Raw genomic sequence first — 23,019 nt, 5'->3', positions numbered from 1 at the left:
ATCTCTTCATAACGGACGTTTACGAAACAAATCTCGACACTGTTATATGACAGTGTCATGCTGTCCCCGTGAGCGTCCCCTGGACGATCCGCGAGCTCAGCCGTCAGGCCGAGCAGCGGCTGGCGAGCGACGAGGCCCCCGCCAACGGCCAGGTGCGGGCCGTCCCGGACGAGCGCAGCATCCGCTACTACACCACCCTCGGTCTGCTCGACCGTCCGCACCTCCAGGGTCGCACCGCCCTCTACGGTCCCCGGCACCTCGCCCAGCTCGTCGCCATCAAGCGCCTGCAGGCCGAGGGCCGGTCGCTCGCCGAGATCCAGCGCGTCCTGCCGACCCTCGACGACGCCGCCCTCGCGCGCACCTCGGGCGTCGAGCTCGGGCCTCGGCCCCGCGCCGCCGGTCGCCGAGACTTCTGGCGCGCCGCGACCCCCCCGAACCGGCCGTCGACCCCGCGCCCTCCATCCCCGCCCCTCCCCTCACGCCCACGCTCGAGCTTTCGCTCGCCCCCGGCGTCCGCCTCGCCTTCACCGCCGCGCGCCCTGCCACCGACGCCGACGCGGCCGCCCTGCTCGCCGCCGCCGCCCCGCTGCTCGCCGAGCTCGTCCGGCGCCACCTCGTCGACCTCTCTGACGCTGCCCTCGACCCGCGCTCCGCTCACCCCGACCCGCAGGAGGACTGCCCATGATACCCACTGCGCTCACCATCGATCCCACGCTCGCGCACCCGTCCGGCAGCGAGCACGCCTTCGGTCGCCTCGAGACCTCCCGCGGCTGCCTGCCCCTCGCCTCGTTGTCCGTCGTCGCGCACGTCCACGGCCTCGAGGTGGCCACCGAGCTCCACCAGACCTTCATCAACCACACCGGCGCGCCGATCGAGGCCGTCTACATCTTTCCGCTGCCCGACCGCGCCGCCGTCCACGCCTTTCGCATGCAGGTCCGCGACCGGATCGTCGACGGCGTGATCGACGAGCGCGGCCGGGCCCGCGACGTCTACGAGCACGCGATCGCGGCCGGCCAGCGCGCCGCGATCGCCGAGGAAGATCGACCCGGCGTCTTCACCCTGCGCGTCGGCAACCTCCTCCCCGGCGAGCACGTCGTGATCACCCTGCGCACCGTCGGTCTGCTGCCGATCGAGGACGGCGAGGTCACCTGGGCCTTCCCGCTGGTGGTCGCCCCGCGCTTCATCCCGGGCATCCCGCTCGACGACGAGCAGGCCGGCACCGGCACCGCGAGCGACACCGATCGCGTCCCCGACGCCTCGCGGATCAGCCCGCCCGTCCTCCTGCCCGGCTTCGCCAGCCCCGTGCGTCTCTCGCTCGCCGTCACCATCGACGGCGCCGGCCTCCCCGTCGCCGGCCTGCGCTCGAGCCTGCACGAGGTCCACGCCGCGCCCGACGGCCGCGGCTGGCGCGTCGAGCTGCGCCCGGGCGAGCGCCTCGACCGCGACTTCATCCTCCGCTGGACCCTCGGCGGCGCCGCCCTCCACAGCGCCGCCGTGTGGGCCCCCGACGCCGACGGCGAGGGCGCCACCGCCATGATCACCGTCGTACCGCCGGTCGGCGCCGCCGCCCAGGCGCGCCCGCGCGACGTCGTCCTCGTGCTCGACCGCTCCGGCTCGATGGGCGGGTGGAAGATGGTCGCCGCGCGGCGGGCCGCGGCTCGCATCGTCGACACGCTCGGCGAGCGCGACCGCTTCGCCGTGCTCGCCTTCGACGACCGCGTCGAATCACCGCCGAGCCTCGGCTCGCAGCTCGTCCCCGCCGGCGATCGCAACCGCTTCCGCGCCGTCGAGTACCTCGCGCAGGTCCAGGAGCGCGGCGGCACCGAGCTCGCCTTGCCGCTCGAGCTCGCCACCCGCATGCTCGCCGGCCGCGACGACCGCGACCGCGTCCTCGTGCTCGTCACCGACGGCCAGGTCGGCAACGAGGACGAGCTCCTGCGCCGCCACGCCGCTCACCTGCAGCACGTCCGCGTCTTCACCCTCGGCATCGACCAGGCCGTCAACGCCGCCTTCCTGCGCCGCCTCGCGGCCGTCGGCGGCGGCGCCTGCGAGTTGGTCGAGAGCGAGGAGCGCCTCGACGAGGTGATGGCCAAGATCCACCGCCGGATCGCCACCCCTGTCCTCGTCGACGTCAGCGTCCACGGCGACGGCCTCGATCTCGCCACCCAGGCCCCGCGCCGCCTGCCCGCCGTGTTCGCCGGCGCCCCGCTCGTCCTTCACGTCCGCTGGCGCGGCCGCCCGCGCCCCGGCGCCGCCATCGAGCTGCGCGGCCGCCTGCCCGCCGGCACCGAGTACACCCAGCGGATCCACCTCGACTCCGCGCGTCCCGGCGCCGCCCTGGCGCAGTCGTGGGCCCGCGCGCACATCCGCGACCTCGAGGATCGATACGCCGCTCACCCCGGCGACCGCACCCGCATCGAGCGAGCGATCCTCGCCGTGTCCTTGCGTCACCAGGTGCTGTCGCGCTTCACCGCCTTCGTCGCCGTCGACCGCGAGATCGCCAACCCGGGCGGCTCCCCCCGGACCATCACCCAGCCCGTCGAGCAGCCGGCCGGGTGGGGCGAAGAGCAGTTCGGCAGCCTGGGAGGGTCCACCGGCGCTTCGCCGGTCTTCGGCGCGACCACCTTCGGCTTCGTCGGCGCCGCGGATCCGGCCGCGCCGCCGCCCGCCCCGATCCTGTCCCCCACCGCCCGCTCTGGGCCGAAGGTCGTCGGCGCGATCAGCCTCGGCCGAGCCGGCGCAGCCCCGCCGCGTTCGCAGGTCCTGCGTGGCCGAGCCGCCCCGGCCCCCGCCGCGCCCGGCCGCGTCTCCAAGCAGGAGTCCGTCGACGGCGCGGGCATCGACGCCGGCCCCTACCTCGCGCGCCTGCTCGACGTCGCCGACGACCTCCTGCGGGCCAGGAGCGGCACCCCGGCGGCTCAGCTCGCCGTGGCGCGCCTGCTCGAGCTGCTCGAGGATCTGCGCACCGTCGGCCTCGACGCCCTCGCCGCGCGCCTCGCCCCGATCGCCGAGCGCCTGCGCGCCGCCCTCAGCACCGCCGACCTGCTGCAGACCCTGCACGACGCCGTCACCGCCCTGCGCGAGCTCGCCGGCAAGAAGAACGGCCCGCCGCCCTCGCCGCCCAGGCAGCGCAAGGGCTTCTGGCGCTGACGCCCCCGGCCCGCGCCGCGGACGCGTCGCCACCTTCGGACATGTCCCTCGGGACATCCCACCGGGCCCGACGCCTCCGCCGGCACATGTCTCTCGGGACATCCCGTCCCTCCGCGCCGCCCTCCGCGTCTCGCCCCCGGCCCTCATCTCCGCGGCTTCGCCTGCCCCTCGACCGGCCCCCCCAGATCGATCGTCTCCGCCAACAGCTCGAGCATCGCCCGCACCGCCGGCGCTGCGCCGCGCGCTCGCGGGTACACCGCGAACAGGTTCGTCGGCGGCACCGCGAACTCCGCCAGCACCTCGACCAGCTCCCCCGCCCGCACGTGCGGCGCCGCCTGCATCGCGGGCAAGCGGGCGATCCCCGCCCCTGCCACCGCCATCGCCCGCAGCACCTCGTAGCTGTTCACCGCCGCGTGCGGCGTCACGGCCACCGTCCGCAGCTTCCGCGGCCCGCGGAACGGCCAGCGCGCTCCCGTGCGAGCGCCCCACATCACCAGGCAGCGGTGGTCCGCCAGCGCCCCCGGCTCCTTCGGCGTCCCCGCGCGGCGCAGGTACTTCGGGCTCGCGTACACCCCCACGCGCACCGGCCCGCCCAGGCGGCGCGCCACCAGGCCCGAGTCGGCCAGCGGCCCGACGCGGATCGCCAGGTCGTAGCCCTCCTCGATCAGGTCGACCTGGCGGTCGGTGAGGTCGACCTCGAGCGCCACCTCCGGGTAGCGGCTCGCAAACGTCGCCAGCACCGGCCCGAGCGCCCGTTGCCCGAGCTCGTACGCCGCCGTCAGGCGCACCCGGCCGGTCGGGCGCTCGTGCAGCGCCCCGATCAGCCCCTCCGCCGCCTGCAGCGCCGCGATCGCCGGCGCCACCTCGGTGTGGTAGCGCGCCCCGACGTCCGTCAGCTTCACGCTCCGGGTCGTGCGCACCAGCAGGCGGGTGTCGAGCTGCTGCTCGAGCGCCGCCACCCGCTGGCTCAGCGTCGACTTCGGCACCCCGAGCGCCCGCGACGCCTCGCGGAAGCCCCCGCGGGCCACCACCTCCACGAAGGCCACCACGCAGCTCGGGTCGGCGCGCCGGATTGTCCGCATGGACGGACAGTACGTCCATCTCGGCCCCATTGGCCAGAGCCGCTGCGGCGCTCACAGTGAGCTCGTACTCACCCAGGAGCAGCGCCCCGTGGACCTCTTCGCCCGCTATCGCCTCGGCCCCCTCGATCTCGCCAACCGCATCGTCATGGCGCCCATGACCCGCAGCCGCGCGATCGGGGCCCTCGCCAACGAATTGATGCGCACCTACTACGCCCAGCGCGCCTCGGCCGGCCTCATCATCACCGAGGGCATCGCCCCCGTCGCCGACGGCCTCGGCTACGCGCGGATCCCCGGCCTCTTCACCCCGGCGCAGGTCGACGCCTGGCGGCCCGTGACCGACGCCGTCCACGCCCGCGGCGGCAAGATCCTCGCCCAGCTCATGCACGTCGGCCGGATCGCCCATCCGCTCAACCTCCCCCCCGGCGCGCGGATCCTCGCCCCGAGCGCGGTCGCGGCCGCCGGCGTCCTGTGGACCGACGAGCAGGGCCCCCAGCCCTTCCCCGCGCCCGCGGCCATGACCCTCGGCGACCTCGACGAAGCCCGCCGCGGCTTCGCCCGCGCCGCCCGCGACGCCCTCGCCGCCGGCTTCGACGGCGTCGAGCTCCACGGCGCCAACGGCTACCTGCTCGAGCAATTCCTCCACCCGCACACCAACCGTCGCGGCGACGACTACGGCGGCGGCGCGGCGGCTCGCGCCCGCTTCGTCGTCGAGGTCGCGCGCGAAGCCGCCGACGCCGTCGGGGCCGATCGCGTCGGCGTGCGCCTCTCGCCCTACAACGCCTTCAACGACATGCCCGCCCACGACGGCGTCCACGAGCAGTACGACCTGCTCGCCGACCGCCTGCGCGGCCTCCTCTACCTCCACCTCGTCCAGAACCCGCACCCCGAGTTCGCGCGCACCGCCGCCGCCATCCGCCAGCGCTTCGCCGGCCCGCTCGTCCTCAACGGCGGCTTCGATCGCGAAGGCGCCGAGGCGGCGCTGACCGGCGGCCGCGCCGATTTGATCGCCTTCGGTCGGCCCTTCATCGCCAACCCCGACCTCGTCGATCGCCTGCGCACCGGCGCCGCGCTCGCGGTCCCCGATCCGCAGACCTTTTACACCCCCGAAGCCCGCGGCTACATCGATTACCCCGCCCTCGCCTGACCGTCGCCCCGCTCCCGCGAATCGCCCGCTCGCAGCAAGGACCCATTTGTCATGGCCACCCTCCTCGTCCGCCACCGAATCACCGATTTCGACGCCTGGCTCGCGCTCCACGACCAGATGGCCGCCACCCGGCGCGCCCACGGGTGCACCGGCGCGCGCCCCTATCGTCAGGCCGACGATCCCGACGCCGTCGCCATCGCCCTCGACTTTCCCACGCCCGCGCAGGCCCACGCCTTCCTCGCCGACCCCGCCCTGCCCGAGGCGATGAGCCGACCCGGGATCGCCGGCCCCGCCGAGCTCGTGCTGCTCGACCCGGTCGTCCCGCCCTCGGCCGCCAAAAAAGCCGTCCTCCTGGTCGGCCTCGAGCCCCGCGTCATCGACTTCAGCGACTACCCCGGCCTCGACGAGGCCAAGCTCGTCGCCGGCCTGGCCGCCTCGCTCGCGGCCACCACCGCGGCCGGCTTCGACGCCGAGTGGTGCCTCGTCACCACCGACTGGCAGGAGGTCGAGGCCGCCGTGCGCGCTCGCCTCGCCGCCCGCGACTGGGCCGCCGTCATGATCGGCGCCGGCATCCGCACCGCCCCTTCCCAGCTCCTGCTGTTCGAGCGGCTCGTCAACCTGATCCACGCCGTCGCCCCGGACGCCCGCCTCTGCTTCAGCACCTCGCCGGACTCCGCCGCCGAGGCCGTCCTGCGCTGGGTCCAGCCCTGAAGGACATGTCTCTTCAAACATGCCTTGAAAGACATTTCCATCGAGACATGCCCTTCAGAGCATGCCCCTCCGGTCATGTCTTCCTGCGTCGACGCCCGCGAGCGCGCGCCACTGCGGGCGCGCCGGGGCCTCGAGCCCGGCGCACGACTGGCCCTCCACGGCCGCCGCCGCCTCCTCCAGGTCCCAGCAATGACCCGTCTCGTCGATCGGGAAGCTCACCGCCGGGAACACCCGCACGCGCACCACCAGCGTCTCGCCGTCCAGCGTCTCGCTCGCGTCGCGCAGCACCGCCTCGCAGTGGTCGCCGACCTGCTCCGGCTGCTGCCACGACTTGCCGCGCCAGCCCTCCTTGTCGTCGCCGACCAGCCGGTCCCACCCGAGCGGGAACGCGCGGAAGACGTTGCCGTCGCACACCTCGCGCGCGCACGACCCGACGTCCTCGCACGGCGCCACGTGGAGCCCCTCGTGCGGCACCGTGCAGGCCTCCACGAGCGCCAGGCGCTCGCTCCGCTCCGCCAGCACCGACGGCCCCTCGGCCGCGCAGCTCGCCGCGTTCGCCGTCCACGACTCGATCGTGTACAGCCCGAGCAGCGAGCTGTCGTACGGGCTGATGTTCGGCCCGGCGCGACAACCGGCGAGCGCGAGCGCGACGATCGCCAGCCTGGGGGCGTGTTCGGAGAGCATGGCCTCACCGGAGAGGTACCCGCAGCGCGCCCGGCAATTGCGGCCCCGCGTAATTTTTCTCAGCCGCGCCCCTCGTCCCTCACAGCGGCCCGAGCGGCCGCAGCCCCAGGTGCATCGCCGCCACCTGATCCGGGCGGAACGGCGACCGTCGCAGCGACTCGTCGCGCTGGCGCGAGCGGAACAGGTCGACGATGAAGTTCATGCGGTCCGCCAGCGCCGCCCAGTCGGCCGCCGCGCTGCCCTGCGTCGTGTCGGGCGTGCGGTCGACCTCCTCGAGCACCGCGCGCAGCTCCGGGTCCTCGATCTGCGTCAACGCGGCCGGGAACATCCGCCCGTCGCGCGTCGCCGGCACGTCGCGGCCGAGCGCCAGCGCCCCTTCCGGCAGGTCGATCGTCATCATCCAGCGCGTCAGCAGCGCGCGCGCCACCTCGCCGAGCCGCTCGCCGAGGGCCCGCCGCAGCGGCGCCGCGTCGCTCGTCACCAGCACCGCCAGCGGGGCCGACAGCGCCGCCGCGATCGTCGGCTGCAGCCGGATCTGCTCGTGATAGCCGACCAGCGTGTTCGCCAGCAGGATCTGCTCCGCCCGCGCCTTCGCCTCGCGGGTCTCCGCCGCCGTCAAGTACGCCGCGAACGCCCGCCGCAGCAGCGTCTGCCCGCCGGCGAACGTCGCCCCTTCGGTGAGCCCGGCGAACGCCGCCTCCGCGGCCGCCCGGCGCTGCGCCGGCGCCACCTCGAGGACATCGACCAGCGCGCGGAACAGCGGCGCCAGCTCGGCGAACACCATCAGGTTGCCGGCCGCGATCCGCTCGCGCACCTCGCCGTCGATGCGCGCCACCACGCGGCCGACCCCCGCCGTGCGAGCCATCCACGGCCGCAGCGCCGCGAGCACCATCTCGCCGCGGATGAACCGCCCCGCGCTCTTCGACGCCCACGTCCCGTACGCGCACCAGCTGACGTCCTCCTCGCCGAGCCGACTCGCCAGCGCGACCTCGAGGCGGTGAAACACGTACGTGATCCACAGGTTGCGCTGGATCGGGTCGGACATCGCGCAGGTCGCCGCGATCCGGCCCGCGTCGGGCAGCGGATCGTGGGCGGGCGCGCGCAGCGAGGGCGAACAGACGGGCGACGACATGGCGAGCCTCTCTCGCGGACAATGCTCCCGGGCCTCCGATCAATTGTCGCCGCGATCGCATCCATTCCAGTGATCCGCCGCGCTCGAGCGGACCCCACGCAGCGTTCGCCGTGCCCGCGGTCGTCCTCGAACCACGCGCCGCACGAAGGACATTCGCCGTGCTCCATCGCCGCCATCCGACCCGCGCAGCTCCGGTGACCCTCGCCACGCCTCGCTCACCCCGCGCGCATCGACATCGACCTGCCCCGAGGATCCATCGCCCGCGCCCCGCCGACCTCCGCGGCCACGCTTCGCGCATCGTCTGTCGCGCGCCTCACTCCGCGCGGAAGCGACGGACCCACACGTTGGCGCCCTCGCCGGGCACCTGCTCGTCGCCGGCCAGCACCACGAAGCCCGGGCCGAACGCCGCCGCCGCCCCGTGGTCCTCGAGGCCGAGCCCGGCGTTCGCGTTCACGTGCGTCCAGCGCAGCTCGCCGGGCCCCGACAGCAGCGCCCCGAAGATCTCGAGGTCGCCGCTCTCGCTCGTCACCGCGCCGGCCGCGAACACCGCCTCGCCTGCGCCGACGGCCACCCCGCGGCCGGCGTCGAAGCCCGCCACGTGGTCGATCGTCTGCGACCACCGCGGCTCGTCGGCGCCCGAGATCCGGCGCACCGCCACGTCGAACCCTGCGCCGGGCGTCGGCTCGATCCGCCCCGTCGCCAGCACCTCGCCCTCGCTGCCGATCGGCGCCACGTCCGACCACGCCCCCGCGCGCGCCGCCTCGATCTGCGTCGTCACCAGCGTGCCGTCGTGCTCGACCCGGACCAGCAGCGGGTGGAGCACCCCCCCGAGCTCCGCCGCCCCGGCCGCGATCATCTGCGCCCCCGCCTCCGCGATCCCGCCCGCGTACGCGTGCGACGCCGACGCCGCGGTCGTCGTCTTCCACAGCGCCACGCCGCTGTCCGGATCGTGGCGACGGATCGCCAGGCGCACCTGCGGCCCCGCCTCCGACCCCGTCGAATACAGCGCCCCGTCGGCCACTGCCAGCCCGTCGATGCCGCTCGCCCCGGCCACCGCCACCGGCTCGCTGAACTTCCACAGGTCCGCGCCCTCGCCCGTGAACGCCCGGATCACCGGCGAGCGCAGCCCGGGCGCCAGCTCCTCGTGACCGGCCGCGAACACGCGCCCCGCCGCGTCGACCACCACGTCGGCGAACGCGTCGTCGAGCCCCGCCGAGTCGATCGTCTTGCGCCACAGCTCGTGGCCGTCGGGCGCCAGCGCCACGATCCACGCGTCGCGCGACTGCACCACCTCCGCCCCGACCACGAACACCCGGCCCTCGCCGTCGATCGCCACCCCGCAGGCGACATCGTCCTTGCCGGCCCCGCCGTTGTGGGTGTACGTCCATTCGACCGCCGCGATCGGCGTACAGCTCGCGTCGCAGCCGTCGTCGGGCTCGAGGTTGCCGTCGTCGCAGCCCTCGCCCGGATCGATCACCCCGTCGCCGCATACCGCGGCGGCGTCCGTCGAACCGGTCACGAACGGCGGGGTCACCCCGTCCTGGTCCGCCGCGCTCTCGCCGGAGCTCGTCGCCGTCGTCCCCGTCTCGGCCGCGAACGTGTACCCCGGCGGCGACGTCACGTTGCACGCGACCAGCGCCGGGAGACATGTCCCGAGAGTCATCCGAGCGAGGGCGCGCGCCACGATCCGAATGGTCGCACGGCGCCGCCCGTCGCCGGCAGCGCCGCCCCGTGAGCGGTCTCGAGGTGGAACGCGGACGGCCCGTGACGGAACGCCGCATGTCCGGCTATCGTCCCGCCATGCCCCTCGTTCGGCCGCTCCTCTCCCTCGTCCTTGCGGCCGAACTCGGCTGCGGCCACGCCGCGGTGGACGAGGCGCTGGCGCCGCTGTGCGGCACCTGGCTGCACGAGGACGGCGACTCCATCACCGAGCACTGGTGGCCGATGCCGGGCGGCCTTCAGGGTCGCAGCGCCACCGCCGATCCCCGCGGCAAGATCGTCGAGCTCGAGGACATGACCCTCATTTCGCTCCGCGACGGCCTGACCCGTTACCGCGCCGCGCCCTCGAGCCAGTCGCCCACCGAATTCACCGAGGTCCGCGATCCAGCGGTCGTCGCCGCCCCTGGCGAGCGCGTGTGGATCTGGGAAAACCCCACCCACGACTTCCCGCGCCGGATCGTCTACCGCCTCGCCGGCGATCGCCTCACCGCCACCATCTCGAACCCCGACGGCGACGGAGCGCAGCGGCTCGGCAAGACCTGGGAGTACCGCCGGACCGGCGCCTGCAAGCCCTGATCCGCCCCTGCGCGGCCCTCCGACGACCCGCGATTCACGAGCCCTGCGACCTCCGGCCTCAGGCGTGCAATGTGCGCGTTTGCACCGGGCTCGGACCTCGATCAGGCTCCCGCCATGACGCGGTTCGCTCTCACCCTCGCCTCGCTCCCGCTCTTGCTGGGGGCGCCCGGCTGCACGCCGGACGAAGAACCCTCGCCTGACGCCACCGCCACGCTCACCGCGCTGATGAACAGCGGCGTCAACGGCACCGTGAACTTCACCCAGCTCGCCGACGGCAGGATCAAGGTCGAGGGCGACATCACCGGCCTCACGGCCGGCAAGCACGGCATCCACGTGCATCAGTGGGGCGACTGCACCTCGCCTGACGGCGAGTCGGCCGGCGGTCACTTCAACCCCGACATGGTCGACCACGGCGCGCCCGGGTCCTCCACTCATCACCCGGGCGACTTCGGCAACCTCGAGGCCGGCGCCGACGGCATCGCCAAGCTGGACCTCACCATGGACCCGGCACGCTTCTCGATCGCCGGCGGCGAGTACAGCGTGCTCGGCCGCGCGATCATCGTCCACGAGAAGCCCGACGACTTTGGCCAGCCGACCGGCAACGCCGGCGCGCGCCTGGCCTGCGGCGTCATCCAGTCGACCTCCGGCGACACCACGCCGATCTTGAACCCCGACGCTCCGGGCGCGTGAGCCCGCGCGCGGCCGTCGGTGGATCACCGGCGCCGGCCCGCGCTCTCGCGCCTATCTCTTCGGACATGTCCTGAAGACCCGCTCCGCAGCCGAGCGGGTGTTCCCGGCGACGTGGCCCCCTCGCGTCGGCGTCTACGGCGGCCCCACGCCGCAGACGCCGGCGTTTTTTTGTGAGCCGGAGGTGGCCCGACCCGGCTCGTCACGGGAGGCGCGTCCCGCCGCGCCGCGCACGAACGCCGTGCAGCGCCGTCCCGTCGCGCCTGCGCCCGTCATAGCTGTCCCTTGAACCATGTCCTTGGGGTCATGTCACGCCCTGCGGCTGCCCAGGTGACGCGCCAGGACGTCCTCGGCCGGCTCCTGGCAGAGCCCTCGCCATCGGCGGACCGCGCTGAGGGCCCCGTCTCTGGCGATATCCTCGGCGCCCCCCCCCGCCATGGCCGTCCGCATTCAGTTCACCACCCTCCTGATCCGCATCGATCGCCTCACCGCCGTCGCCCCAGACGGCGTCGCCGCCATCACAGCCCGCTGGTCGCCCTCGTGGCGCGACGAGCACTTGCTCGCGGTCGCCTTCATGGACATGGGCGCGCGCGACCTCGCCGCCGAGCTCGAGGGCATGGGCCTCGTCCTGCGCGACACCTCGACCGGCGAACGCGTGTGGCGGGACATCGCCGTCGTCGACTACTACGACGGCCCGACCTTGCCGTGCGCCTGGCTCGAATGCGACCTCGCCCGGCACGTCGCCTGGCTCAAGGGCACCGTCCCCGGCCCGATCGCCGGCCCCGAGCGCGAGCACGAGGAGGCGCCGGTGCGCGTCTCGCCCGACAAGTTCCAGCAGCTCCTGCAGAGCCAGCACCCGCCCCTGTTCGCCCCGCCCCAGCCCGCCGCGCCTGCCCGGCCCACGCGCCCGGGCCGGACCCATCCCGGCGAGCACGAGGCCGTGCTCCTCCCGCTGACCCAGCAGATCGCCGCCGAGCTGCTGCAGATCATCCCGCTCAGCGCCAGGATCGACACCGTCGTGTTCCTGGCCCACTTCCCGAGCCCCGGCGAGGTCGTCAAGGCCGGCCTGGTCCTCCACGACGTCGACGGCGAGCTGCGGTCCATGCCGCTCCCGCCGCTCACCGCCGAGGCGCGCCGCCTGCTCGAGCAGCTCTCGCGCTACGAGAGCGGCAACCGGCTCACCTCGATCGAGATCAAGATCGCCGGCGACGGCCGCGTCACCACCGACTTCGGCATCGCCCCGCCGAAGTCGCGCGAGGAGCTCGAGGACCTCCTGCGCCGCCGCTTCGGCAGCGTGCCCGAGGGCAAGCCCCCGCGCCCCGCGGCCCCGCAGGGCTTCATGGGCAAGCTCAAGGCCCTGTTCGGCGCCGGCCCCCGGGTCACCCTCCATCCCCAGCCGAGCCTCCGCCACGTCCCGCCGACGGAGCGCCTGTCGCTGTTCCTCGACCCGCTCGACGGCATCCACGAGGGCTGGGACGACGAGCCCGCCGCGACCGGTGCCGCCAACGCGTCGACCGCCGCGCGCCCGGCCGGCGGGGCTCCGGCCTTCGACCTCGCCGCCTTCCACCGCGCCGAGGCCCAGCGCGTCGCCGGCACCGCGGCCCCCCAGCCGTCCGGCTTCACCCCGTCCGGCCCGCAGCTCGTCGTCCCTGCGCAGGACGGCCTGTTCGCCGCCGAGGCCCGCGGCTTCCGCCGGCGCGCCTTCGCCGAGTTCCACCGCGAGCGGCCCGATCTGCGCTTCGACGCCGGCCACGAGCGCCTCGTCCGCGACCTCGGCCCGCTCGGCCAGCTCCGCTTCACCGCCTGGAACGGCCACCTCAACCGCGCCGACCTCCACGTCGAGGGTCTGCCCAGCCTCGACGAGCTGCTCGCGCGCCTCCAGCCGGTCCTCGCGGCGCTCGGCGGCCTCGGCCCGGTCTCGAGCGCCCTCGGCACGCGCAGCCCCGCCGGCGTCACCCGGCCCGAGCCCGTCACCTACGACGAGCTGCGCCGCTACCTCGTCCCCGACTCGCCGTTCGGCACCAAGGTGTTCCCGTGCTGGCTGCTCGGCGCCCCGGCCCACACCAAGGTCGGCCTCGACCTCGGCTGCGGCCTCCCGGACGACCGCCCCGCCTTCAGCTACCTCGTCAGCATCGCCCACATCTGACCCATCGAGCATATCCGAACGAACATGCTCCTTCGGGCATGCCTCTCCGGACGCGCCCGGGCGGCCATCGACCTCGGCTGCGGCCTCCCGAACCGCCACCGCTCGCCTGGCTCGCCGGGCATGTCTTGAACAACATGCTCACACAATCATGTTCCATTAGACATGCTCGATCGGGCCTGTCCTCCCGGACATCGTCCGGCCAGCGGCCTGCGAGCCCGCGCGCGGCTCGGTCGTCGCTCGGTCGGTCCGCCTTGGGCGCGCCCGCCCCCACCTCACCGCGGGCGCGTCGCATCACCGGCTCGCCGCGATCGCCTCTCGCCGGCCGGCTTGACCCCGACCGCCGCGCTCGCTAGCGTGCCTGGAACGATGATCCGGGGTCTTGCCTTCACCTTCACGAGCCTCGCTCTCCTGATCGCCTGCACGGGCGACACCCCGGCCGCCACCGACGGCGCCTCGACGACGACCGGCACGGCGACCGGCACCGACACCCCGACCGGCACCGACGTCCCGACCACCACCACCGGCGGCCCCGAGCTGCCGCCGCTGCACGGCATCGCCGACCTCCACCTGCACATGTTCGCCGAGGAGGCGTTCGGCGGCGGGTGGTTCCACGGCGGTCACGCCGGCCCCGGCGAGGACGCGCTGGCCCCGTGCGACGGCGGCGAGCCCGGCGATCACGGCCGGCTCAAGGCCGACCTCGCCCCGCTGCTCGGCCAGTGCGAGGGCATGACCCTCGAGGACCTGGCCAAGCTCGTCCCGCTCGTCTCCGTCATCGCCGCGCCGGGCGGCGGCGAGGTCGTCAGCGAGTTCGTCAGCCAGATCCCCGGCTCCACCGGCGACACCGGCGAGCACAAGGCCCGCGCCAACGGCTGGCCCGGGTTCGAGGGCTGGCCGCGCTGGGACGCCATCGCGCACCAGCAGGTCTGGGAGGAGCATTTGCACGCCGCCTACATGGCCGGCCTGCGGCTCGAGGTCATCTCCGCCGTCTCGAACGACTGGCTGTGCCGCGCGATCGCCGAGGAGAACCTCGAGCGCCCGCAATGCGACGAGATGGAGGACGTGAAGATCCAGCTCGAGCTGGCCCACGAGTTCGTCAAGACCCACGACTGGGCCGAGATCGCCCTGACCGCCGCCGACGCCCGGCGGATCGTCGGCGAGGACCGGCTCGCGCTCGTGCTCAGCGTCGAGGCCTCGCACCTGATGAACCAGGGCGACTGGAAGCCGCAGCTCGACGAGCTCTACGACCTCGGCGTGCGCACCCTCCAGCCCGTCCACCAGCTCGACAACCGCTTCGGCGGCGCCGCCCCGCACAACAACATCTTTCACATCGCCCAGTACGCCGAGAACTGTCACATCGACATGGACTGCGGGATCACCCAGGGCAACGTCACCCTCGGCTTCGACGTCGACGCCGATTGCCGCAACACCCGCGGCCTCACCGCCGAGGGCGAGGAGCTCGTCAGCGTCATGATGGACCGCGGCATGCTCGTCGACGCCGCACACCTCTCGGAGCAGGGCGTCCGCGACCTCCACGAGCTCGCGGTCGCCCGCGACTACTACCCCTATTACATCTCGCACGGCCACTTCCGCGAGATGCTGCCGGCCGAGAAGGCGCGCGAGGAGAAGACCACCCCCGCGTGGATCATCGAGCACCTGCGCCAGGTCGGCGGGGTCTTCGGGCTCCGCACCGGCCACGAGGAGGTCAACACCTACGAGCCGTCCGAGGTCGCCAACACCTGCCACGGCTCGAGCCGCTCGTTCGCGCAGTCTTATGATTTCGCCCGGCTCGGCCTCAAGGTCGCCGTCGCCCTCGGCTCCGACCTCAACGGCTTCATCCAGCAGGTCCGCCCGCGCTTCGGCGTCGACGCCTGCTCCGCCTCGTTCCCGACCGAGGCCCGCTGCCAGGCCCGCGACGAGCTCGCCGGCGGCCCCGCCCCGCTCGGCACCGGCTTCGACGAGGCCGGCCTCGGCCACATCGGCCTGCTCCCCGACCTCCTCGCCGACCTCGACCGGCTCGGCACCGACACCACCCCGCTGCGCGACTCCGCCGACGCCTTCGTGCGCATGTGGGAGCGCGCCGAGGCCGAGCGCAGCGGCCCCGCCGATCCGGTCGACGACCTCGACGCCGGCGGCGTCGTCGTCCTGCCGCCGCACAACCAGCGCGAGGCCGAGTTCCCCAGCGAATGCGGCGACTCCTACTGCGAGGCCTCGCTGCAGACCGGCGAGCCGTGCCGCTTCGACGGCGAGTGCGTCAGCGGCACCTGTGCCGACGCCGGCGAGTGCGGCACGCCCAAGGGCACCTGCGCCTGAGCCCTCGCGCGTGCACGGATGCGCCCGCGAGCCGCGCATCTGCGTGCGCGACCGACGTTGTCGCACCGGCGGTCCGCCCCCCACGAGCCGATCGCCCACGCGCTCGCGAACCCGCTCGCGCCGATCCGTCCGCGAGCGCGCGCTGCCATGAAATTCGCGGCCTCGCGAATTCCCGTGATCGATCGAGCGAGCCGCGGCTCTACCCGCGCGTCCACGACGCTGCCCGGAGAGTCGCATGTCCCTGCCTCATCGTCTCTGTCGCACCTCTCTGCTCTACACCTGCTGTCTCGCCGCCTGCGGCGACGAGTCGAGCGCCATCGCCAGCGCGAACGACGGCAGCAGCGACGACTCGACGACGACCGCGACGAACACCTCGACCGACCCCGATCCGGGCCCGGTGACGACCAGCCCCGAGATCCCGACGACCGGCGGGCCCGTCGGCACCGAGACCGGCACCGGCACCACGACCACGGGCGCCCCCGCCACCAGCACCACTGGCGCCACCGGCACCACCGGCGAGCCGTGCGACCGGGGCGAGGTCGTCTGTGACGGCGACGTCGCCCAGGTGTGCGACGGCATGGGCGGCTTCAGCGACGAGACCCGCTGTCCGGGCGCCTGCATCGCCGGCACCGGCTGCGCCGTCTGCGAACCCGGAGCCGCCACCTGCGACGGCGAAATCTTGAAGCTCTGCAACGACGACGGGACCGCCGAACACGAGGTCGAGTGCGACGGCGTGCAGGGTTTGGCGTGCGACGCGGACAGCCGCAGATGCGTCGGCGCCTGTGCCCCCGACGTCCTCGGGGCCAGCTCGCTCGGCTGCGACTTTTACCCCACCGTCACCGCCAACAGCGTCAAGGACAAGTTCGCCTTCGCGGTCGTCGTCGCCAACGCGGGCGACTCGCCGGCTCACCTCGAGATCGACAAGGGCCCCGCGCTCGTGCTGATGGACACCGTCGCGCCGCACAGCCTCGGCGTGTTCGAGCTGCCGTGGGACATCGAACTCAAGGCCGGCTCGGACGTGCCCGCCTCGCTCATGGACGTCGACGGCGCCTACCGCCTGCGCTCCGACGCGCCCGTGACCGTGACCCAGTTCAGCCCGATCGAATTCGGCGTCGAGCCCCTCGACATGGCGGCCTCGAACGACGCCTCGCTGCTGTTTCCGGCCCACGCGTGGTCCACCGACTACGTCGTCGCCGCCTACAACAGCGTGTTCTACGAGGCGGGCGACGAAAAGCCCGGCTTCTACGCCGTCACCGCGAGCGAGGACGGCACCACCGTGACCCTCTTTCCCTCGGCCACCGGCGACGCCGTCCTGCCCGGCGCGGGCGTCCAGGCCGACGGCACCGGTCAGGTCGTGCTCGATCGCGGCGACGTGCTCGAAGTCTTCTCGCAGCGCACCGGCCAGAACCCGAGCACCGCCGACGTCACCGGCACCCGGATCACCGCCGACAAGCCGATCCAGGTGATCGGCGGCCACGTCTGCACCCAGGTGCCCCACAGCCTCAAGGCCTGCGATCACCTCGAGGAGTCGATGCTCCCGGTCGACGCGCTGGCCGAGCAGTACGTCGTCACCGCGCCGAGGAGCACCCTGGCCGGTCTCCCGCGGCACCAGATGGTCCGCATCATCGCCACCGAGGCGAACACCCAGCTCGGCTACGACCCGCCGCAGCCCGGCGCGCCGACCACGATCGCCGAGGCCGGCGACTACGCCGAGATCGCCGCCACCGACCAGGACTTCATGATCACCGCCAGCGCCAAGGTCGTCGTCGCCCAGTACATGCGCAGCCAGAAGGCCGGCGGTGGCCTCGGCGACCCGTCGCTGCTCCTCGCCGTCCCCCCCGAACGATTCCGCGACAGCTACCTGTTCCACACCCCGAGCGGCTTCGAAGGCACCTTCGTCGGCATCGTCGCCCCGCTGGGCGCCGAGGTCACGCTCGACGGCCTCGTCGTCGCCGACTTCGAGCCGATCGGCGCCACGCAGTACGGCGTCGCCCGCGTCGAGCTCACCGCGAACCCCGCCGGCCAGCACGAAGTCGCCGCGGACGTGCCGGTCGGCGTCTCGGTGTACGGCACCGGCTTCTGTACGAGCTACTGGTACCCCGCCGGCGTCGAGCTCGGGTCGTAGCCGACCTGGCGGTGCCATGAATCCGCCGCGCGTCGCCATGACGCCACGGCGGATCACCATGTCGTGACATGTCCCTTCAGACAGCTCCTCATCGCCGTTTGAAGCGGCGCTCGACCTCGCGCGACATCGCGCCGCGCGAAGCAATTTTCGTAGCGCTCGCGTGACGCCCCCTTGACGAAACGGAACGATTGATTCACATATCTCTCGTGCCATCTCAAACCGCCGTCACCCTCCCCGAGCTGCTCGAAGTCGCGCGGCGCTTGCTCGACGAGGCCGGGCCTGAAGCGCTCACCATGGACCGTTTGGCCGAGGCTGCGGGCATTTCACGCAGTTCGGCCTACCGGCTGGTCGGCAGCCGGGAGGCGCTCGTGCAGCAGCTCGCGGCGGCGGGGGTCGACGCCCCCATGCGCGGAGACGCGCGCGAGAAGGTGCTCGCTGCCGCGCGCGACGTCTTCTCGCGCCAGGGCCTCGAGGGCGCCACCATCGAGGCCATCGCCGAGGCCGCGGGCGTCGGCACGGCCACTGTCTACCGCCAATTCGGCGACAAGAAGGGCCTCCTCCGCGCCTTCGCCGAGAGTATGAACATTCGCCAGGTCGTCTGGGGCACCGCGCGCGAGCCCTCGGGCGACCTCGCCGTCGACCTCGAGCGGCTCGCCGTCGCCGCCCTCACGCAGATGCGCGACGACGCCGCCCTCATGCGAATCATCTTCGTCGAGCGCCTGCGCGGCAGCAGCGTCCTCGGCGAGCTCGCCGACGCCCCCGATCGATCGATCCACGGCCTCGCCGCCCTGCTGCGCCGCTACGTCGAGCGCGGCGAGCTCGTCGACGACGACCCCTACCGGCTCGCGCGCGCCTTCCAGGGCCTGCTGTTCGGCTTCGGCCTCCTCGGCAGCCTGTGGGGATTGCCCGGCGACGGCGACGGCGACCCCGAGCGCGACGCCAGGACCGTCGTCGCCTTCTTCCTCCGCGGTGTGAAACGAGGTGCTCCGTGACCATGATCGTGCCATTTTCCGCCACTCTCCCCGACGACCTCGCGCGCGTCGGCGGCAAGGGGCAAAACCTCGGCGCCCTCACCCGCGCCGGCTTCCCCGTCCCCCCCGGCTTTTGCGTCACCACGGCCGCCTATCGCCGCTTCGTCGCCGGCTGTCCGACCTTTTCCGCCTGGCTCGATCGGCTCGACGCCCTCGACCCCGACGACGTCGCCGGCGCGCGCGAGCTCGGGGCCGCCGTGCGCGACGCCCTGCTCGCCGTCCCGCTGCCCGAGGAGGTGGTCGGCGAGATCACCACAGCCCACGAGAGCCTCGGCCGCGAGCACGCCTACGCCGTCCGCTCCTCCGCCACCGCCGAGGACCTCCCCGGCGCCTCGTTCGCCGGCCAGCAGGACACCTACCTCAACATTCGCGGCGGCGACGAATTGCTGGCCGCCGTCCGCCGCTGCTTCGCCAGCCTGTTCACCGACCGCGCGATCCTCTACCGCGCGCGCAACGGCTTCGGCCACCGCCAGGTCGCCCTCGCCGTCGTCGTCCAGCGAATGGTCGTCCCCGACGCCAGCGGGATCCTCTTCACCGCCGACCCCGTCACCGGCCACCGCGGCACCCTCACCATCGACGCCGGCTACGGCCTCGGCGAGGCGCTCGTCGGCGGCCTCGTCACCGCCGACCTGTACCGCGTCGATCGCCGCACCGGCGCGCTCAAGGAGCTGCGCGTCGGCGACAAGCAGGTGGCAATCCGCCCCGTGCCCGGCGGCGGCACCGTCACCGAAGATGTCCCCGAGGACAGGCGGCGCGCCCGCGTCCTCGATGACGCCGCCGTCGCCGCCCTGGCCGACCTCGGCGCCCGCGTCGAGGCCCACTACGGCGGCGTCCCGCAGGACCTCGAGTGGTGCCTCGAAGGCCATCGATGGTGGCTCGTCCAGGCGCGCCCGATCACCTCGCTCTATCCATTGCCCGCGCCCGGCCCCGACGACGGCGCGGTCCACCTCTACCTCAGCTTCGGCCACGCCCAGAACATGACCGACCCGATCACGCCGATGGGCCGCGACCTGTGGCGCGCGGTGTTCCCGATCGGCAAGACCCGCATGGACGAGCTCCCGTGCGGCGCGACGACGATGGTCGACGCCGGCAGCCGGCTCTTCCTCGACATCACGCCCGTGCTGCGCCTCGGGCCGACGCGCCGGCTGATGTTCCGGATCTTCCGCGCCGTCTACCCCGACGTCGGCGCCCGCCTGGCGACGCTGGTCGACCGCCCCGAGATCCAGGCCGCCGCCAGGCCGCGCCCCGCCGCCCTGGGCCTGTTCGCCCGGATGATGTGGCGCGTCCCGCTCGACATCGCCTGGGTGCTGCTCGGCGCGCGCCTCGAGGACCAGCCCGCCTGGGCCGATCGCATGGTCGCCGCGCGCGTCGCCGGATTCCGCCGCGCCGTCGAAGCCGAGCCGCCCGGCGTCGCCCGCCTGCGCGCCGCCCGGCAGGCGCTCACCGGCCTCTTCCAGGTCTTGCCGGAGATCGCCCCGCGCCTCGTGTCCGGCCTGCTGAGCCTCGGCCGCCTGCGCCGCCGCTTCGCCGACAGCCCGTACGCCGCCGACGTCGAGGCCCTCCAGCGCGGCCTCGTCGGCAACGTCACCACCGAGATGGACCTCCGCGTCGGCGACCTCGCCGACCTCGCGCGCCCCTTCCCCGAGCTGCGCGCCGCCCTCGAGCACGTGCGCCCCGGCGAGCTCCACCGGCTCCGCGAGCTCCCCGGCGGCCCCGTCTTCCTCGACGCCCTCGCCGCCTTCCTCGATCGCTTCGGCATGCGCGGCCAGGCCGAGATCGACATCGGCCGCCCGCGCTGGGCCGACGACCCCGGCCTCCTGCTCGCCAGCATCCGCGGCATCGCGGCCCACGGCGACGCTCCCGGCCAGCACCGCAGGCACTTCGCCACCTTGCAGGCCGAGGCCGAGGCCGCCGCGCAGCGCCTGGTCGCCGCCGCCCCCGCGCCGGTGCGCTGGCTCGTCCGCCGCCAGGTCCAGTGCGTGCGTCACTGCCTCGGCCTCCGCGAGCACCCCAAGTACCTGTTCGTCCAGTGCTTCGAGATCGTGCGCAGCACCGTCCTCGCCGCCGCCGACGCGCTCGTGCGCGCCGGTCGAATCGCCGCCGCCGGCGACGTGTGGTTCCTGACCTACGACGAATTGCTCGAGCTCGCCGCCGACGCCAACGCCTTCGATCCGCGCCCGCGGATCGTCGCTCGCCGCGCCGACCATGAACATTCGCGCCACTTGAACCCCCCGCTCGTCGTCACCAGCGAGGGCGAGGTCCCCGCGCGACCTGTCCCGAAGGACCTGCCCGAAGGGGCCATCGCCGGCCTCGGCGCCAGCGCCGGCGTGGTCGAGGGCATCGCCCGCGTCGTCCTCGATCCCGCGGCCGAGGTCCTGCGGGCCGGCGAGATCCTCGTCGCCCCCTACACCGATCCCGGCTGGACCCCGCTGTTCGTCCACGCCGCCGGCCTCGTGTGCGACGTCGGCGGCATGATGACCCACGGCTCCGTCATCGCCCGCGAGTACGGGATCCCCGCCGTCGTCGGCGTCGGCGACGGCACCCGGCGGCTCAAGTCGGGCCAGCGCCTGCGCGTCGACGGCGGCCGCGGCATCGTCGAGGTCTTGGCGGAGGCCGCCCCGTGAAGCTCGCCCTGCTCCTGCTCGGCGCCGTCCTGCTCGTCCTCGGCGCCCTCGCGGCCGTCCAGGGCGTCTTCGTCGACGGCCTCCAGCGCTCCGGCCGCACCTTCCTGTCGATGATGCCGATCCTCGCCGTCGCCTTCTTGCTCGCCGGCATGGCCGAGGCCCTCCTCCCGACCGGCTTCGTCGAGCGCTGGCTGAGCGACGGCGCCGGCGTCCGCGGCCACCTCCTCGCCTGGCTGGCCGGCGCCCTCACCCCCGGCGGCGGCCTCCTCGGCATGCCCCTCGCGGCCGGTCTGCTCAAGGCCGGCGCCGGCGTCGGCGTCCTCGTCACCTACCTCACCAGCATGGCCCTCCTCCCGCTCCTGCGCCTGCCGATGGAGCTCGGCATCTACGGCGCCCGCCTCGCCCTCCTGCGGATCGCCGCCTCCTGCCTGCTCCCCTTCGCCGCCGGCGCCACCGCGCAACTCATCGTCCGGCTGACGCGGGCGTGAAATGTCCGAAAGGACATGTTTCATCCGACATCCACGATGAGGCATTTTTGCCTCTCCTCGCTGCTTCTGCGGCCTGTTGTCGTCACGAGATGGGGTGTACCGCGCCCGGCTGGCAGTCGCGTTCCTGCCAACGGGACTCGCAAAGTTGCGAGGGCTCGATACCCACGGGGCGCGCGTCTTGGGTGAGAATCGGTCGCATGGCGACGGGAACGAAGGAGTGCGCGCGGTGCCTGGTCTTCGGTTTGGTGGCTGCGTGCGGCGGGGGTGGAGGCGCCGGTAGCGCGACCGACGAGGGCACCTCGACGGCGAGCACATCGACCGGCAGCGGCGGCGAGACGACGGGCGACGTCCCGACCGAACCCTCGAGCACCGCGGGGGCCCAGCTCCTCTACCGCCAGGACTTCGAGGCCGAGGGCTGGGAGAGCGAGTTCACGGGACGCGAGACGTGGGAGGGTCACGTCGCGGTGGTCACGCATGAGCCGCACGGCGGCTCGCGGTCGTTGCGTGGCAACCAGCTCGCCCACGTGATCGACCCGATCACCGGGCTGCCGGGCATCGGCAACGCGCTGCTGGATTGGCGCGGCGCGGGCCACGACATCGCCGAGCGCACCCCGCACCAGATGTACTTCTCGTACTGGTTCCGCCACGACGACTTCACGTACGGCTCGGGCAACGAGGGCAAGCTCTTCTATTTCGTCGACGCCAACGGCTGTCAGCTCGACGCGTACTTCGGGGGCCAGCTCCACAGCCAGGGCCTTGCGATCGCGTACAACAACGGGTGCCAGTCGAACCACTGGGCCCACTGCACCGGCCCCGACGACGTGTGCGAGGCGTGTCGCGCCGACGGGACGTGCGACAACTGGGGCTACTCGATGCTGTGGCTGCAGAACCCCGCGGTGAGCCCGGGCCCCGGACGCTGGCGACGGTTCGAGTACTTCATCGACTACGACGAGCGCTATTTCACGGTCTGGGTCGACGGTCACCTCGTCGCCGACGACGAGCGCTTCGTGGACGGCCGGATCCCGTACGGGCCCGAGCGCGAGTTCCACTGGACCGGCTTCCAGCTCTTCTACGCGTCGACGGGCGACGAGCGGGACTACGCCGACTGCGTCGACGGCGACGGGGCGTGCGCCGGCTGGCAGATCGACGACCTGGAGGTCTGGGACGGCCTGCCGCCGCGGTGACCGCAGAGCCGCCGCCCCGACCATGAACATTCGCGCCGGTTGAACCTCGATCGTCGTCCCCAGCGAGGGCGAGGTCCCCGCGCGACCTGTCCCGAAGGACCTGTCTGAAAGGCCGATCACCAGCCTCGGCGCCAGCGCCGGCGTGGTCGAGCGCTTCGCCCGCGTCGTCCGCTCCCGCGGCCGGCGCCCTCGCGGCCTGACGCGCACATCCACTGTCTCATGGGAC

General features: G+C 73.6%; 16 protein-coding genes and 1 pseudogene. 13 read left to right on the top strand and 4 right to left on the bottom strand.

Features of this window, described 5'->3' with window-relative positions:
• Positions 1-68 precede the first annotated feature (68 nt).
• Both NAEX_RS54800 and NAEX_RS39390 read left to right on the top strand, forming a co-directional pair.
• Positions 69-272, top strand: a pseudogene (locus tag NAEX_RS54800) (hypothetical protein); the annotation flags it as partial.
• Between the two features lie 409 nt (positions 273-681).
• Entirely contained in the window at positions 682-3,150 is a 2,469-nt protein-coding gene (locus NAEX_RS39390) for a VIT domain-containing protein (RefSeq protein WP_096332615.1), read from the top strand.
• A gap of 143 nt (positions 3,151-3,293) precedes the next feature.
• Here NAEX_RS39390 and NAEX_RS39385 read toward each other — a convergent pair whose 3' ends face one another.
• A complete protein-coding gene (locus tag NAEX_RS39385; RefSeq protein ID WP_096332614.1) occupies positions 3,294-4,232 on the bottom strand; it encodes a LysR family transcriptional regulator in 939 nt (312 codons plus the stop codon).
• Positions 4,233-4,320: 88 nt separating this feature from the next.
• On the opposite strand from NAEX_RS39385, the gene NAEX_RS39380 reads away from it, so the two are divergent.
• Complete coding sequence (locus NAEX_RS39380) at positions 4,321-5,376, top strand: alkene reductase (RefSeq protein ID WP_245913900.1); 1,056 nt, start codon at positions 4,321-4,323, stop codon at positions 5,374-5,376.
• Positions 5,377-5,427: 51 nt separating this feature from the next.
• Positions 5,428-6,087, top strand: a complete 660-nt coding sequence (locus tag NAEX_RS39375) for a hypothetical protein (RefSeq protein WP_096332612.1) — start codon at positions 5,428-5,430, stop codon at positions 6,085-6,087.
• A gap of 54 nt (positions 6,088-6,141) precedes the next feature.
• Here the strand turns inward: NAEX_RS39375 and NAEX_RS39370 are convergent, their stop codons facing one another.
• The 3 genes from NAEX_RS39370 to NAEX_RS39360 form a co-directional block, all read right to left on the bottom strand.
• Positions 6,142-6,771: a hypothetical protein gene (locus NAEX_RS39370; protein WP_096332611.1), complete on the bottom strand. Its 630-nt coding sequence runs from the start codon at positions 6,769-6,771 to the stop codon at positions 6,142-6,144.
• A gap of 79 nt (positions 6,772-6,850) precedes the next feature.
• Positions 6,851-7,903: a hypothetical protein gene (locus tag NAEX_RS39365; protein WP_096332610.1), complete on the bottom strand. Its 1,053-nt coding sequence runs from the start codon at positions 7,901-7,903 to the stop codon at positions 6,851-6,853.
• 313 nt (positions 7,904-8,216) lie between these two features.
• A complete protein-coding gene (locus NAEX_RS39360) occupies positions 8,217-9,587 on the bottom strand; it encodes a hypothetical protein (RefSeq protein WP_143141427.1) in 1,371 nt (456 codons plus the stop codon).
• Between the two features lie 116 nt (positions 9,588-9,703).
• On the opposite strand from NAEX_RS39360, the gene NAEX_RS39355 reads away from it, so the two are divergent.
• From NAEX_RS39355 to NAEX_RS39315, 9 genes are all read left to right on the top strand, one after another.
• The gene (locus tag NAEX_RS39355) at positions 9,704-10,198 is read left to right on the top strand and encodes a DUF6265 family protein (RefSeq protein WP_143141426.1); all 495 of its coding nucleotides are present in this window, start codon (positions 9,704-9,706) and stop codon (positions 10,196-10,198) included.
• Positions 10,199-10,312: 114 nt separating this feature from the next.
• The gene (locus tag NAEX_RS39350) at positions 10,313-10,888 is read left to right on the top strand and encodes a superoxide dismutase family protein (RefSeq protein ID WP_096332607.1); all 576 of its coding nucleotides are present in this window, start codon (positions 10,313-10,315) and stop codon (positions 10,886-10,888) included.
• Between the two features lie 433 nt (positions 10,889-11,321).
• Positions 11,322-13,031 carry a hypothetical protein gene (locus NAEX_RS39345; RefSeq protein ID WP_096332606.1) on the top strand — a complete coding sequence of 570 codons (1,710 nt, stop codon included), beginning with the start codon at positions 11,322-11,324 and terminating at the stop codon, positions 13,029-13,031.
• Positions 13,032-13,397: 366 nt separating this feature from the next.
• The gene (locus NAEX_RS39340) at positions 13,398-15,341 is read left to right on the top strand and encodes a membrane dipeptidase (RefSeq protein ID WP_100793513.1); all 1,944 of its coding nucleotides are present in this window, start codon (positions 13,398-13,400) and stop codon (positions 15,339-15,341) included.
• Between the two features lie 235 nt (positions 15,342-15,576).
• Positions 15,577-17,466 carry an IgGFc-binding protein gene (locus NAEX_RS39335; RefSeq protein WP_143141425.1) on the top strand — a complete coding sequence of 630 codons (1,890 nt, stop codon included), beginning with the start codon at positions 15,577-15,579 and terminating at the stop codon, positions 17,464-17,466.
• A gap of 206 nt (positions 17,467-17,672) precedes the next feature.
• Positions 17,673-18,458, top strand: a complete 786-nt coding sequence (locus NAEX_RS39330; RefSeq protein ID WP_170136392.1) for a TetR/AcrR family transcriptional regulator — start codon at positions 17,673-17,675, stop codon at positions 18,456-18,458.
• Between the two features lie 2 nt (positions 18,459-18,460).
• Positions 18,461-21,121 carry a phosphoenolpyruvate synthase gene (locus tag NAEX_RS51450; RefSeq protein WP_245913990.1) on the top strand — a complete coding sequence of 887 codons (2,661 nt, stop codon included), beginning with the start codon at positions 18,461-18,463 and terminating at the stop codon, positions 21,119-21,121.
• Positions 21,118-21,609 (top strand): hypothetical protein, encoded by a 492-nt coding sequence (locus NAEX_RS39320; RefSeq protein ID WP_096332601.1) that lies wholly within the window; start codon positions 21,118-21,120, stop codon positions 21,607-21,609. The genes NAEX_RS51450 and NAEX_RS39320 overlap by 4 nt, the downstream gene beginning before the upstream one ends.
• Before the next feature lie 197 nt (positions 21,610-21,806).
• Positions 21,807-22,793, top strand: a complete 987-nt coding sequence (locus NAEX_RS39315) for a hypothetical protein (protein ID WP_096332600.1) — start codon at positions 21,807-21,809, stop codon at positions 22,791-22,793.
• Positions 22,794-23,019 lie beyond the last annotated feature (226 nt).

The sequence above is a fragment of the Nannocystis exedens genome, assembly GCF_002343915.1.
GTDB classification, from domain to species: Bacteria; Myxococcota_A; Polyangia; order Nannocystales; family Nannocystaceae; genus Nannocystis; species Nannocystis exedens.
The sequence above is the reverse complement of the archived record's forward strand: the minus strand, read 5'-3'. Positions and strand labels throughout refer to the sequence as shown.

Excerpts from the sequence above, each read along its gene's own strand:
- NAEX_RS39390 (WP_096332615.1), top strand. The coding sequence starts at position 682 with ATGATACCCACTGCGCTCACCATCGATCCCACGCTCGCGCACCCGTCC.
- NAEX_RS39385 (WP_096332614.1), bottom strand. The coding sequence starts at position 4,232 with ATGCGGACAATCCGGCGCGCCGACCCGAGCTGCGTGGTGGCCTTCGTG.
- NAEX_RS39375 (WP_096332612.1), top strand. The coding sequence starts at position 5,428 with ATGGCCACCCTCCTCGTCCGCCACCGAATCACCGATTTCGACGCCTGG.
- NAEX_RS39370 (WP_096332611.1), bottom strand. The coding sequence starts at position 6,771 with ATGCTCTCCGAACACGCCCCCAGGCTGGCGATCGTCGCGCTCGCGCTC.
- NAEX_RS39365 (WP_096332610.1), bottom strand. The coding sequence starts at position 7,903 with ATGTCGTCGCCCGTCTGTTCGCCCTCGCTGCGCGCGCCCGCCCACGAT.
- NAEX_RS39355 (WP_143141426.1), top strand. The coding sequence starts at position 9,704 with ATGCCCCTCGTTCGGCCGCTCCTCTCCCTCGTCCTTGCGGCCGAACTC.
- NAEX_RS39350 (WP_096332607.1), top strand. The coding sequence starts at position 10,313 with ATGACGCGGTTCGCTCTCACCCTCGCCTCGCTCCCGCTCTTGCTGGGG.
- NAEX_RS39345 (WP_096332606.1), top strand. The coding sequence starts at position 11,322 with ATGGCCGTCCGCATTCAGTTCACCACCCTCCTGATCCGCATCGATCGC.
- NAEX_RS39340 (WP_100793513.1), top strand. The coding sequence starts at position 13,398 with ATGATCCGGGGTCTTGCCTTCACCTTCACGAGCCTCGCTCTCCTGATC.
- NAEX_RS39335 (WP_143141425.1), top strand. The coding sequence starts at position 15,577 with ATGTCCCTGCCTCATCGTCTCTGTCGCACCTCTCTGCTCTACACCTGC.
- NAEX_RS51450 (WP_245913990.1), top strand. The coding sequence starts at position 18,461 with ATGATCGTGCCATTTTCCGCCACTCTCCCCGACGACCTCGCGCGCGTC.
- NAEX_RS39315 (WP_096332600.1), top strand. The coding sequence starts at position 21,807 with ATGGCGACGGGAACGAAGGAGTGCGCGCGGTGCCTGGTCTTCGGTTTG.